12 protein-coding genes are annotated in these 13,506 nt (G+C 64.2%); 9 read left to right on the top strand and 3 right to left on the bottom strand.

Features of this window, described 5'->3' with window-relative positions:
• Window positions 1–256: 256 nt before the first annotated feature.
• From AWC25_RS02835 to AWC25_RS02790, 9 genes are all read left to right on the top strand, one after another.
• On the top strand, window positions 257–1,462 hold the full coding sequence (locus AWC25_RS02835) for a CaiB/BaiF CoA transferase family protein (RefSeq protein WP_085166309.1): 1,206 nt from the start codon (window positions 257–259) through the stop codon (window positions 1,460–1,462).
• Window positions 1,463–1,848: 386 nt separating this feature from the next.
• Window positions 1,849–2,667, top strand: a complete 819-nt coding sequence (locus AWC25_RS02825; RefSeq protein ID WP_044508365.1) for an MlaE family ABC transporter permease — start codon at window positions 1,849–1,851, stop codon at window positions 2,665–2,667.
• Window positions 2,668–2,676: 9 nt separating this feature from the next.
• The gene (locus AWC25_RS02820; RefSeq protein ID WP_085166307.1) at window positions 2,677–3,522 is read left to right on the top strand and encodes an ABC transporter permease; all 846 of its coding nucleotides are present in this window, start codon (window positions 2,677–2,679) and stop codon (window positions 3,520–3,522) included.
• A gap of 18 nt (window positions 3,523–3,540) precedes the next feature.
• Complete coding sequence (locus AWC25_RS02815; RefSeq protein ID WP_069398358.1) at window positions 3,541–4,803, top strand: MCE family protein; 1,263 nt, start codon at window positions 3,541–3,543, stop codon at window positions 4,801–4,803.
• Window positions 4,800–5,822: an MCE family protein gene (locus AWC25_RS02810; RefSeq protein ID WP_069398359.1), complete on the top strand. Its 1,023-nt coding sequence runs from the start codon at window positions 4,800–4,802 to the stop codon at window positions 5,820–5,822. The genes AWC25_RS02815 and AWC25_RS02810 overlap by 4 nt, the downstream gene beginning before the upstream one ends.
• Window positions 5,822–6,940: an MCE family protein gene (locus tag AWC25_RS02805; protein WP_069398360.1), complete on the top strand. Its 1,119-nt coding sequence runs from the start codon at window positions 5,822–5,824 to the stop codon at window positions 6,938–6,940. The genes AWC25_RS02810 and AWC25_RS02805 overlap by 1 nt, the downstream gene beginning before the upstream one ends.
• Window positions 6,937–8,352, top strand: a complete 1,416-nt coding sequence (locus tag AWC25_RS02800; RefSeq protein WP_085166306.1) for an MCE family protein — start codon at window positions 6,937–6,939, stop codon at window positions 8,350–8,352. The genes AWC25_RS02805 and AWC25_RS02800 overlap by 4 nt, the downstream gene beginning before the upstream one ends.
• Window positions 8,349–9,623, top strand: coding sequence for an MCE family protein (locus AWC25_RS02795; RefSeq protein ID WP_069398362.1), 1,275 nt, complete (start codon window positions 8,349–8,351; stop codon window positions 9,621–9,623). The genes AWC25_RS02800 and AWC25_RS02795 overlap by 4 nt, the downstream gene beginning before the upstream one ends.
• On the top strand, window positions 9,624–11,360 hold the full coding sequence (locus AWC25_RS02790; RefSeq protein ID WP_069398363.1) for an MCE family protein: 1,737 nt from the start codon (window positions 9,624–9,626) through the stop codon (window positions 11,358–11,360).
• A gap of 63 nt (window positions 11,361–11,423) precedes the next feature.
• Here AWC25_RS02790 and AWC25_RS02785 read toward each other — a convergent pair whose 3' ends face one another.
• The 3 genes from AWC25_RS02785 to AWC25_RS02775 form a co-directional block, all read right to left on the bottom strand.
• Entirely contained in the window at window positions 11,424–11,945 is a 522-nt protein-coding gene (locus tag AWC25_RS02785) for an Rv2253/PknI dimerization domain-containing protein (RefSeq protein ID WP_069398507.1), read from the bottom strand.
• A 77-nt stretch (window positions 11,946–12,022) separates the two neighbouring features.
• Window positions 12,023–12,634, bottom strand: a complete 612-nt coding sequence (locus AWC25_RS02780) for a hypothetical protein (RefSeq protein ID WP_069398364.1) — start codon at window positions 12,632–12,634, stop codon at window positions 12,023–12,025.
• Window positions 12,631–13,437, bottom strand: coding sequence for a hypothetical protein (locus AWC25_RS02775; protein WP_085166349.1), 807 nt, complete (start codon window positions 13,435–13,437; stop codon window positions 12,631–12,633). The genes AWC25_RS02780 and AWC25_RS02775 overlap by 4 nt, the downstream gene beginning before the upstream one ends.
• Between the last annotated feature and the right edge of the window lie 69 nt (window positions 13,438–13,506).

Here is a 13,506-nt window from a genome sequence, read left to right as displayed (position 1 = left end):
CAGAGCCCTTGTCCCATTCCTATGACTTTCTTGAATTCGCGAGAGTCGACTGTAAGATTCGCCCGGGAAGAGAATGAAATTTTCGTGACTGCCACCACATGAGGAGTCGAATGCCAGCTCAGGTCACAGCTGCGACAGTCGCTCAGACGTCGGAAGTCGCGGAGACGACAGGCGCAGGAGTCGACTGCCGACTGCTGATCGATGGCCGGCGCACCGGGTCATTCCGCTACGCCGTCGCTGCGCTGGGAGGCCACGAATGAGGCCGCTCGAGGGCATTCGGGTTCTCGAGGTCGCCATGTATGGGTTCGTCCCATCGGCAGGAGCGGTGCTGGCCGAATGGGGCGCCGACGTCGTCAAGGTCGAGCACGCGGTGACGGGTGATCCGCAGCGGGGACTGCGGCAGACCGGCATGTTGCGGGTCGAGGGCGATCCGAATCCCAACATCGAGCACGCCAATCGCGGCAAGCGCAGCGTCGGGCTGGACATGTCGGTGCCCGAGGGCAAGGAAGTGCTCTACGAGCTGGCCCGGCGCTCGGACGTCTTCTTGACCAGCTTCCTGCCGGGTGCTCGGCAGAAGTTCGGCATCGACGTCGACGACATCCGAGCGGTGAACCCGTCGATCATTTACGCGCGCGGCAGCGCGTTGGGTCCGCGCGGCGACGAGGCCACCAAGGGCGGCTACGACATGACGGCTTTCTGGTGCCGGGCCGGGACCGCGGCCACCATCACGCCGATGGGACTGCCCGGCATGATCGCGCCGCCCGGACCTGCCTACGGCGACACCATTTCCGGGACCAACCTCGCCGGCGGCATCGCCGCCGCGTTGCTCAAGCGCGAGCGGACCGGCGAACCTTCGGTCGTCGACGTGTCGCTGCTGGGCTCTGGACTGTGGTCGATGGGTCACACGGTCGCCTTGACCAAGCACCTGAACCAGCGACTGGAAGCGCCGCCGCCCGGCGTGCACGGCGCACCCAACAACCCATTGGTGGGGTTGTACACGACCTCGGACGGTCGCTACATCTCCTTCGTGATGATGCAGCCGACGAAGTTCTGGGCCGACGTTTGCCGCCACGTCGACCTGCCCGAGCTGGCCGATGATCCCCGGTTCGCCACCATCGAGCAGATCACCGCGAACACCGCAGCGGCCGTCGAGATCTTGACCAAGGCAATCGCAACCCGCACGCTTGCCGAGTGGAGCGAACGCTTTGCCACGCTGGCCGGGCCGTGGGCTCCGGTGCAGGACACGTTGCAGGCGGCCGATGACGCGCAAATTCGGGCCAACGAATACCTGGTCCGGGCAGGCGAACTCGAACTGGTCGCCAATCCGGTCCAGTTCGATGTCAGCGCACCGCAGACGGGACCGGCACCCGGATTCGCCGAGCAAACCGACGAGATCCTGCAGGAATTGGGCTTCGACTGGGATCGCATCATCGAACTCAAAACGGCCGGCGCCGTCACCTAAAACCAGCAGTTAGAACCGGAGCAGCCCTGGATGTTTCAACCCGCCAACAAAAGTGACGCGTCCTGTCCGCGTGCGCCGGTTAGAGGTCGTCCAATAACGATTCTGCGTTTTTCGCTCCACCTGGAATCGGCATGAGTCATAATCGCCGAACGCTTCGAGGCGGCACGCTCTTCGTCTTGATGCGTCAACTCACGCGACTGAATGGAGGCCCGGCGTGAGGAAAGGCAGCATTGCCGCGCCGGCGATAGCCGTCGAATTTCCGCTGGCCGCTGCACATTTCGTTGTCGGTGCCAACCGCCCGGGTTTGTCGGCTGAACCGAACTTACCGCAGTCGTTGCGCAACAACAAGACTGTCAGTCTCGGATCGTTCGGAGGGGCGGGCATCAGTGGCCACTAAAGGCGCGGACCACTGGTCGGCGGGATTGCCGCAGCTGAAACTGAAGTGGGATTTGTCGGGCCCAATGCAGGCGGTCGGGGCGTTATTCGCGATGTCGGCCGACGCGGTCAAGTTCGCGTTCCGCCGGCCGTTCCAATGGCGGGAGTTCTTGGAACAGTCCTGGTTTGTCGCGCGAGTGTCACTGGCTCCCACCCTGTTGGTAGCGATCCCGTTCACGGTGCTGGTCAGCTTCACGCTCAACATTTTGTTGCGCGAACTCGGTGCGGCCGACCTGTCCGGTGCGGGTGCCGCGTTCGGTGCGGTCACCCAGCTCGGCCCGCTGGTGACGGTGTTGATCGTGGCCGGCGCGGGCGCCACGGCAATGTGTGCCGACCTCGGCTCGCGCACGATTCGCGAAGAGATCGACGCGATGGAAGTGCTGGGCATCAACCCGATCCAACGGTTGGTCACACCGCGCATGCTGGCCTCCGGGTTGGTGGCCTTTCTGCTCAACAGCCTGGTGGTCATCATCGGCGTGCTCGGCGGCTACGTTTTCTCGGTATTCGTCCAAGACGTCAATCCGGGCGCATTCGCCGCCGGGATCACCTTGCTGACCGGCGTACCCGAAGTGGTCATTTCCTGCATCAAGGCGGCCCTGTTCGGCCTCATCGCGGGTCTGGTCGCCTGCTATCGAGGCTTGTCGATCACCGGCGGCGGCGCGAAGGCCGTTGGCAACGCGGTGAACGAAACCGTGGTCTATGCCTTCATGTCGCTGTTCGTCGTCAACGTGGTGGTCACCGCGATCGGCATCAAAATGACGGTGAAGTAGGGGCTGCGAATGGCAGTGAGGGCCGTGTATCCGCGACTGAGCCGTCAACTCGAAAAGCCGGTCGCCTCGCTGGGGCGGATCGGCGACCATACCCTGTTCTACGGTAAAGCGCTCGCCGGTGTGCCCTTCGCGGCTACCCGCTACCGGCACGAAGTTATTCGCCTGATTGCCGAGATCAGCATGGGTGCAGGCACTTTGGCGATGATCGGCGGGACCGTCGTGATCGTCGGCTTCCTGACGCTGGCGGCGGGCGGCACCCTGGCCATCCAGGGTTACACGTCGCTGGGCAACATCGGCATCGAGGCGTTGACGGGCTTTTTGGCCGCATTCATCAACGTGCGCATCGCGGCACCGGTGGTGGCCGGGATCGGACTGGCGGCCACGTTCGGCGCTGGCGTCACGGCTCAGCTCGGCGCCATGCGGATCAACGAAGAAGTCGATGCGCTGGAAGCCATGGCCATTCGGCCGGTCTCGTACCTGGTGAGTACGCGGATCCTGGCGGGAATGCTGGCCATCACGCCGCTGTACAGCATCGCCGTGATCCTGTCTTTTTTGGCCAGCCAGTTCACCACGACGTTTTTGCTCGGCCAGTCGCAGGGCTTGTACCAGCACTACTTCAACACGTTCCTGAACCCGATCGACCTGTTGTGGTCGTTTCTGCAGGCGATCCTGATGGCGTTGACCATCCTGCTGATCCACACCTATTACGGCTATTTCGCGTCCGGCGGGCCGGCCGGCGTGGGCAATGCGACGGGCAATGCGGTGCGCACCTCGCTCATCGTCGTGGTGTCGGTAACGCTGCTGGTCTCGCTGTCTATTTACGGTACGAACGGCAACTTCAACCTGTCCGGCTAGCGAAGGAGGTGCAAGGTAATGACGCGAAATGAGCCAGCGGGTCGCGGCGCGATTGCCGGCCGACCGTCGCCGGCCGGCCAGGCCCGACCGCCGCGCGCACGCAATTACCTGCCACCCCTGCTCGGCCTGATCACCGTCGTCAGCATTTGCGCCATATTTGCGTTTGCGGTCGGACTGTTCCGCGGCTCGTTCACCGAATCCGTGCCGGTGACCGTGATCTCGCAACGCGCCGGCCTGGTGATGAACCCGGACGCCAAAGTGAAAATGCGTGGCGTGCAAGTGGGCAAGGTGGATTCGATCGAGCCGCTGCCCAACGGCCAAGCCGCGATTCACCTGGCAATGGACCCATCGCAGCTGCGCTACATTCCCAGCAACGTACTGGTGGATATCGCGTCGTCCACGGTGTTCGGTGCGAAATCCGTGCTGCTGGTGGAACCGGATCAACCCTCCCTGCGGCGGCTGCACGGCGGGCAGACGCTGCAAGGCAAGCACGTCATGGTCGAAATCAACACCGTGTTCCAGCAATTGGTGTCGGTGCTGTCCCATATCGATCCGCCCAAACTCAACGAATCCCTTGGCGCGCTGGCGCAAGCCTTCAGCGGGCGCGGCGCGAAACTGGGCCAATCCCTCAACGACTTGGATTCATTTCTGGCCAAACTGGAGCCGAGTCTTCCCGCATTCCGCCATGACCTCGAGGCCCTCCCGGTGGTGTCGAACGCCTACGCCGACGCCGCATCGGATCTGGTGAAGACCGCCTCCAACGCCACCCGAATCAGCAAGACGATCGTCGACGAGCAGAACAACCTCGACGCGTTGTTGATCAGCGCGATCGGGTTGGCCGACGTCGGCAACGACGTGTTGGCCGTCAACCGCCAACCTCTGACGGATGTGATGCACCTGCTGGTGCCGACCACCGACCTGACCAACGAGTACGGCCCGGCACTGACCTGTAGCTTCGGCGGCCTCATACAGATCGGGCATGGCGCGCCGCTGTCGGAGCCGAGCATCAACATCTCGGCGAGCCTCACGTTGGGCGCCGAACGCTACCGGTATCCGACGAACCTGCCCAAGGTTGCGGCGACGGGTGGTCCGCAGTGCGTGGGTCTGCCGAAGCTGCCGTTCAACACCAACCCGCCGCAGCTGATCACCGATATCGGCGCCAACCCCGTGGGGTATGGAAACCAGCAGACGTTGCTCAACTCCGACCTCCTCAAGCAGCTGTTATACGGGCCCATCGCCGGCCCGCCACGCAACTCGGCTCAGATCGGACAACCCGGATGAGAACGCGCGCAACGCTGATCAAGTTCGCCGTCTTCGCGGTTGTGATGGCGATCCTGACCTCCTTTCTGTTTTTCATCTTCGGCCAGTACCGGACGGGTGCGACGAACGGATATTCGGCGGTGTTCAGCGACGTATCGCGGCTCAAGCCGGGGCAGTCGGTGCGGGTCGCCGGAATCCGGGTGGGCACCGTCAACAGCGTTTCGTTGCGGCCGGACAAAAAAGTCGTGGTGAAATTCGACGCCGACCGCAGCATCGTCCTCACCGAGGGCACCAGGGCGGCGGTCCGCTACCTGAACCTGGTGGGCGATCGCTACCTCGAACTCATCGATGGTCCGGGGTCGACCAGGCGTCTGGCAGCCGGCGGTGAGATTCCGGTCAACCGCACCGCACCGGCGCTGGACCTCGATCTGCTGCTCGGCGGACTGAAACCCGTTACCCAAGGCCTCAACGCGCACGATGTCAACGCGCTGACCTCGGGGCTGTTGCAGGTGTTCCAGGGCCAGGGCGGGACGCTGGAGTCGTTGTTCTCCAAGACGACGTCGTTTTCGAATGCGTTGGCGGACAACGACCAAACCGTGCAGCAGTTGATCGACAACCTCAACACGGTGATCGGCACGGTGTCGCAGGACGGCAAGCAGTTCTCCGCCGCGATCGATCGCCTCGAGCAGCTCGTCACGGGGCTGTCCAACGACCGGGACACCATCGGCTCCGCGATCGACGCCTTGGACCGAGGAACCGCATCACTGGCGGACCTGTTGTCCAGCGCGCGCCCGCCGCTGTCGGGCACCGTCGCGCAGCTCAATCGGCTGGCGCCGATACTCGACAACGACAAGGACCGCCTCGAGGCCGCAATCCAGAAGGCGCCCAAGAACTATCGCAAGCTCGTCCGTCTCGGCGTGGCGGGCGCGACCATCCCGTATTACCTCTGCCAGTTGGAACTCCGCGGCACCGATCTTCAGGGCCGGACCGTGCACGCCAATGTGTTCAGGTCAGAAGCGGGAAGGTGCACCGAACCCTAATGCTCAAGTATCGCGGCGGCGGGCGAGTAAAGGCCGGGTTCATCGGCATCGTCTTGGCGGTCATGGTCATCCTGGTGGGCCTGTCGCCAGACCGGTTCATTGCGTGGGCCACGATGGTCCGTTACCAGGCGCTGTTTTCCGAAGCCGGCGGCATCGCGGTGGGCAACCCCGTGATCGTGTCGGGGTTGAAGGTCGGCACGGTGTCGGATGTTTCGCTGTCCCATGGCGATGCGCTGGTGACGTTCACGACGAAGGGCAACGTTTTGCTCGGATCGGAGACGACCGCGCACATCCGCACCGGCTCGCTGCTGGGTGAACGGATGCTGACGCTGGAGTCCGCCGGCGGCGGCACGATGCACCCGATGAGTCTCATCCCGGTCTCCCGCACCTCCTCGCCGTATTCGTTGACCGAAGCCGTCAGCGATCTGACGTCGGACACTGCGGGGACCAACACCACCGCGCTGAATCAGTCGTTGGACACACTCTCGGCGACGCTCGACCAACTCGCACCCCAAATGGGGCCGGCCTTCGACGCACTCACCCGGTTGTCACGAACCCTCAACAGCCGCAACAAGAATCTCGCCGACCTCTTCAAGAGCGCCGGCAACGTCACCGGCGTGCTGTCCGAACGCAGCCAGCAGGTCAACAAGCTCATCCTCAACTCCGACTCGCTGCTCCAAGTTCTGGTGGCCCGCCGCCAGGAGATCGTGGACTTGCTGGCCAACACGTCAGCGGTGGCCAAGCAGCTGACAGCGTTGGTGCACGACAACGAAAGCACTTTGGCGCCAACGCTGGAGAGGCTCAACTCGGTGACCGCAATGCTGGAAAAGCAACGCGACAACATCGGCAAATCACTGGAAGGTCTCAAGAAATTTGAGATCACGGTCGGTGAGGGTATTTCCAGCATGTACGCCTACTCGGCGTTCGTCCCGAACTTCCTTGCACCACAGATCTTCCAACCGTTCTTCGACTACCTGTGGGGATTCCGGACGTTCGATACTTCGCGCGGTCCCGGCTTCCCGTCACCGGTGCCTCGGTCGCTGGTTCCATTCCCCTACAACGCTATTCCGCCGTGCCCGGGTTGCACGCTGGGCGGCCGGATTGGTGGATCACAATGACCTCGCGCAGAAGGCTGGTGACCATCACGGCGGTTGTCCTGGTCGGGCTGCTGCTTGCCGGCGCGGCCGTACTCGTCCGCAATACGTTTTTCGCTGCCCGGACGATCACGGCGTACTTCACCACCGCCACCGCGATCTACCCCAGCGACGAGGTGCGGGTATCGGGTGTCAAGGTCGGCCACATCGAATCCATTCAGCCGCTGGGCACCCAGACGAAGATGACCCTCAAGGTCGATCGCGACGTGCCCATTCCGGCGGATGCGAAGGCGGTGATCGTCGCCCCGAATCTGGTGGCCTCCCGCTATGTCCAGCTCTCGCCGGCCTATCGGGACAAGGGGCCGGTCATGCACGACGGGGCGGTCATACCCGTCGAACGGACCGCGGTCCCGGTTGAATGGGATGAGGTCAAAACCCAATTGATGCGGCTCGCAACGGATTTGGGGCCCAAGAGCGGGGTATCGGGCACATCCGTGGGTCGGTTCATCGACAGTGCCGCCAACGCTCTGGACGGTAACGGCGACAAGCTGCGCCAAACTCTTGCGCAGCTGTCCGGGGTGGGCCGGATCCTTGCCAACGGCAGCGGCAACATCGTCGACATCATCAAAAACCTGCAGGTCTTCGTCGCCGCGTTGCGCGACAGCGACGTACAGATCGTGCAGTTCAACAACCGACTGGCCACGCTCACCAGTGTGGTCAACGACAGCAAATCGGAACTGGACGCGGCGCTGACAGACCTGTCGACGGCGGTCGGCGAGGTGCAACGGTTCATCGCCGGCAGCCGCGACCAGACCAGCGAGCAGATCGCCAGGTTGGCCAATGTCACACAGAACCTGGTCGATCACCACATGGCCTTGGAGAACATTCTGCACGGCGCGCCGAACGCGCTGGGCAACTTCTTCAACGACTACAACGCCGACACCGGAACCATCGTGGGCGGGTTCGGACTGATGAACTTCGCGAATCCCACCTGGGGCGGCCAAGTTCTGCTGTCCCTGCCCGGCTGCACCCAAATCGGCGCCATCGAAAACGTCACCGCGGTCGAATCGGGCAAGCTGTGCTCGCTGTTCATCGGTCCGGGGCTGCGGCTGCTCAACTTCAACAACTCGCCGATACCCATCAACTTCATCCTGCAGAAGTCCGTCGACCCGTCGAAGATTCTCTACACCGAACCGCGCCTGGCGCCGGGCGGCGAGGGCCCGAAACCCGGCCCGCCCGAGATCCCACCCGCGGTGTCGGCCTACACCGGCCTCCCGGGCGATCCCGTGGGACCGCCGGGGGCGGTGCCGCCGGCGCGCATCCCGGGCGCGGCGATGCCGCTGCCGCCCCCGCCGTCGACACCCATGCCGCCGCCACCACCACCGGCTTCGAATTTGTCGGACATGCTGCTGCCGGCGGAAGGACCACAACAATGATGGCCCGGGTCGCGGCTCGGCGGGTGTTCGCCGTCGGCTGTTGCGTGGTGTTCACGGCGACGGGATGCGCATTCCACGGCCTGAACTCGTTGCCACTGCCCGGCGCGGTCGGACGTGGTCCGGGTGCCAACATCTACCACGTCGAGTTGCCGAATGTCGGGACGATGGAATCGAATTCGCCGGTGATGATCGACGACGTCGTCGTCGGCAGCGTCGGCGAGATGAGGGTGAAAGGCTGGCACGCCGACGTCGAGATCTCGGTCAAGCGAGACGTCGTCGTCCCGGCCAACGTGGTCGCCAGCGTTGGTCAGACCAGCCTGCTGGGTTCGATGCATGTCGAGCTCAATACGCCGCTCGGCGAAGGGGGAAGCGGACGGCTCCAGCCGGGCGCCACCATTCCGCTGAGCCGGTCGACGGCCTACCCGTCGACCGAGCAGACCCTGTCCTCGCTGGGGGCGGTCGTCAACGGCGGCGGACTGGGCCAGATCGGGGAGGTCGTCCACAACTTTTCGACGGCATTGTCCGGCAACGGCGCCGCCTTCCGGGATCTGCTCACTCGCCTCGACACATTCGTGTCAACGCTGGACGACCAACGAGACAACATCGTCGAGTCCATCCAGGCGCTGAACCGGCTTTCGACCACCTTCGCCGAACAGCGCGATGTCGTCAGCAATGCGTTGCAGAAAATACCGCCCGCCCTCGACGTGCTGATCAAGGAGCGGCCGCGGCTGACGTCCGCGCTGGATCACCTTCGCACATTCAGCAACACCGCCACCCGGCTGGTCAACGACACGCAGGACGACTTGGTCAAGAACCTCAAGAACCTGGAGCCAACGGTCAAGGCGCTGGCCGACGTCGGACCGGAGTTCGGCATGGCGATCGCCGCGGGGTTCGTGTTCCCGTTCACCCAGAACTTCGTCGACCGGGCGGTCCGGGGCGACTACTTCAATCTGCACGTCGACCTCGACCTGTCGATCCCACGGTTGAAGAAGGGGTTGCTGTTGGGCACCCACTGGGGACAGCTGGACATGCCGGTGGTGCCCGAACCCGGCGACCCATATCGGATGAACTACACGCTGGACCCGTTGCACAACCCGCTGCGGCCGCCGTGGGTCGACCCCAATGCGCTGCCGCTGCCGCCCCCGCCGCCGGACGCGGTACCCGGACCACAATCGGCCTACGGGCCGCGGCCCGGACCGGCACCGATTCCCGATGCGGGCCTTGGTCAATCGCCGCCGGCGGCACCGGCACCGACGGGAGATGGCGGATAAATGCTGACGCGCTTCGTTCGGATCCAGCTGGCGATCTTCACGCTCGTCGGGATCATCGGCGTGATCTCGATGGTGCTCTTCTACATCCAGGCGCCGACCCTGCTGGGCATCGGTCGAATGACGGTGACACTGGAGCTGCCGGCCACCGGCGGGCTGTATCAATTCTCCAATGTGACCTACCGCGGGGTTCAGCTCGGCAAGGTCACGTCGGTGGGCTTGACGCCGACCGGCGCGAAAGCGACGCTCTCCCTTAATACTTCACCCAAGGTTCCGGCGAACCTGACAGCGCACGTGCTCAGTGTCTCCGCGGTGGGCGAGCAGTATGTGGACCTGCGGCCCAACACCGATTCGCCGCCGTATCTGCATGATGGTTCGGTGATCACGATGCGCAACGCGACAATTCCGCAGCCGGTCGCACCGATGCTCGATCAGCTCAACGCGTTGGTCGGCAGCATCCCGAAGGCCAAGCTCGGTCAACTGCTCGACGAGACCTTCCAAGCCTTCAACGGTTCCGGTTACGATTTGGGGTCCCTGCTGGACTCCTCGGAGACACTGTCCCGAGACGCCAATGGCGTCGTGGACCGCACCACCGCGCTGACCGAAGACACCGGGCCACTACTGGATACCCAAGCACGCACCACCGACTCGATCAGAACGTGGGCGCGTAGTTTCGCCGGAATCTCGGATGTATTGGTGGACAACGATTCCCACTTCCGTACCGTGCTGGAAAAAGGGCCCGGTACCGCCGACGAGGCGTCGGCGCTGCTCGAACAGATCAAACCGACATTGCCGGTGTTGCTGGCCAACCTGACCACCATCGGGCAGATCGGCATCACCTATCATCCCTCGATCGAGCAGTTGCTGGTGTTGCTGCCGTCGGCCGTGGCGATCGAGCAGGCCGCCCAGGGTGAAAACCATCCCGACGGCAAGGCGATGGGCGACTTCGCGCTCACGATCGACGATCCGCCCATTTGCACGGTCGGCTTCATGCCACCCAACACCTGGCGATCACCGGACGACCTGAGCGACATCGACACGCCGGACGGGTTGTACTGCAAGCTCCCGCAGGATTCACCGCTGGCGGTTCGTGGTGCCCGCAACTACCCGTGCATGGGCCACCCGGGCAAACGCGCCCCGACGGTTGAAATCTGCAATAGCGACAAGCCTTTCATGCCGCTGGCAATGCGCCAGCACACTCTCGGCCCCTACCCATTGGATCCGAACCTGCTCGCTCAGGGTGTCCCGCCCGATGACCGGGTTACCTCCGACAACCGAATCTTCGCGCCGCTCGAGGGCACGCCGCTGCCGCCGGGAGCGGTGCCGCGCGGTACACCGGCGGGCCCGCGGGGCGAGAATCCCCCGCAGAGCGCGGTGGGAGCGGCCGTGCCGCCGGCGCAGTCGCCGGGGCCCGCGCTGGCGCCGATATCGCCTATGTCGGCAGACATTCCGGCTTTTGCGCCGCTGGACGTCGCTGGGCCCGGGGACCTTCCCGCGGCAGCGCCCCCCGCCCCGGCGCCGCCCGCGCCGGCACCGCCGGAGCAAGCCGACGGCGGGCCGCCCCAGGCCGCGCCGAGTTCGTTCGGGGCCAACGGATCCAAGCCGGCGCCGTCGGTCGTGGTGGCGAAATACGATCCGCGCACCGGTCGGTATGTCGGGCCGGACGGAAAGTTGTATCAGCAGTCGGATCTGGTGACGGCGAAGGCGCCCAAGACGTGGCAGGACATGCTTCCGACGTGACGCCGGTTGGTGGCGCTGCCGGGGTGCGAAGTTACCGGCCTGCTAAAAACGGCTAGAAAAAACTTAGGAAAGCTGGTCCAAGCGCAATGGCATTGTGATATCAAGCCATTGGTTTTGCCCACAGGCACCGCTCGGGCCCAACGTCTTGTCTTTACCGGAGAAGACCCGTGACCCGATTTGAAACCCGCCATTGTCGTTGACCGGGAAGAAAAAGAAGGTCTGTTGGCCGGGGAACGAGGTACCGTCTTCGCACCGCTCCCAATTCGGCACCTCTCGTCTGACCTTCCACATCTGGCCGTCATTCATGTAAAGAGGCGCCGTCCAGCCCTGGTCGCTCTTCACCGTGCCGTGGCATTCCTGGAATGTGACGCACGTCGAAGATATGGTCCAAACCTGATAGACCGTCGGCTCGCCGAAGTATTGATCATTGCGCTGCGCGTAATCGCCGATGGACGTAGCGCGGAACGTCCCGTTAATGGCGACTTCTTCCTTGGTGGTTGCCCCGGCCGTGGGTGCGGTGCCCAAGCCGCCGAATACGGTGGCCGCCAGCATTGTTGCGGTGGTGACTGTTCTCGCTGAACGCATCAGGTGCTCCTCGAAGCGCATTCTCGAGCGATGACGTTACACCGTTTCGGCCAGGCAGGTAACGGTTAGAACAGCGCTCACGCGACCGGATCGAATTTCGCGATCAGCCAGGATCCGTCGACCTTTGTCAACGTGACCACCACCGCGCTTTTGTTCGTTGCGGGGTCTTTCTTTTGTGTGCTTGTGGTGGTCTGGTCGACGAAAACCAGCACGACGGCCGAATCGGGATGCAGATTCGAGACCGCGGCGCGAACCACCTTGGCGGTCGTGGTCAATTGCCCCTGTTGGGCCGTCGGGCCGAGAACATCGTCGGTGAATTTGGTGTAGTAGGCCAGAAAATCGCCGGTGAGGTGCGACTTCGCGGTGGCGAAGTCGCGGTGCAAATGCTCATAGGAATAGGACAACACCGCCACGGCGCCATCCGATGCGTCCTGGATGGCCCGGTGCGCGGTCGCATCGCCTACCCGCTGATCCGGCCGGTAGACCACGGCGTAGATACCGATGGCGGCGGCCACGGCGGCAACGACGAACGCCGTCGCGACGATCGAACGCCACCGCGCCATACCGCGGCGCGCCCAGCGCCGCAGCACGGCGATTCGGCCCGGACGCACCGAACCATCGGCGTGCCGGTCCAGCGGGTCCGTCGCCGTTTCGCTGCCGTCTGGCGAGGAGTCGCCCTCGAAACTCATGACAGATAATCAACTCTCGACATCTTCAGCTGACCGCCATCTCGGTCCAGGGTGACGCTGAGCCGGAACAAGGCCGGTGGCGGTTTGGCGTTATCGGGCCCAGTGGTATCGGTTTTCGCCGCTACCAGCACGATCCCCGAATTGTCGCTCATCGACTGCACGGCAACGGCTTCCACGCTGACCTTGTTCCCGATCTTCGAGTCCCGGGCCTTGGTGACCATCAGGTAGGACATCGCCGACAGCTGGCTGTTGAGGTCGCCCGTCGAAGCATCGATCATGCGCTGGACGTCCTCCTTGGCATGCTCGGGGTCGATGGTCATCAGCGCCGTGATCCCTTGTCGGGCGGCTGCACTGAACTCCGCGGCGAGCTGCCGATTGTGCGCCTGGGTGCGGTGCTGCCACAGCATGTAACCGCTGGCGCCGGCCGAAGCCGACACGAGAACGACGCCGGCGGCAACGACGAGCGTGTTGCGGCGGGGGCGGCGCAGCCAGCGTGGTCGTCCGGGACGGCTGGGCAGGCGCAACCGTTTCCGGGTCTTGGCGGACGGCCGGGCCGCCTCGTTCGAATCCTCTGCGGCTGCGACTCCCGCCGCTCGGCGCAGCCGCTCCAGGCGCGCCCTGGCCGCCTCGGCGCGCGATTCGGCCTGGGCGACTTCTCGGGCAACTTCGTCTTCGGCGTCTGTTTGCGGTGCGGGCGCAGCGGCATCGGAACCAACCCCGGCCCTCGTTTGCGGTTCGTCCGGATCGCTCACGTTTGCCGGGTCACTGTGACGGTCGACGTCAGGCACCTCCGGATCGTGCACGGAGAAGCAGCTTATCATCCGCACTCGGGCGCAAACCGTCATCGGGCGGCCGCCATATCGACGCTCAAG

Origin of the sequence: Mycobacterium sherrisii (genome assembly GCF_002102355.1) — a bacterium.
In the GTDB taxonomy this organism is placed as follows: domain Bacteria; phylum Actinomycetota; class Actinomycetes; order Mycobacteriales; family Mycobacteriaceae; genus Mycobacterium; species Mycobacterium sherrisii.
The sequence above is the reverse complement of the archived record's forward strand: the minus strand, read 5'-3'. Positions and strand labels throughout refer to the sequence as shown.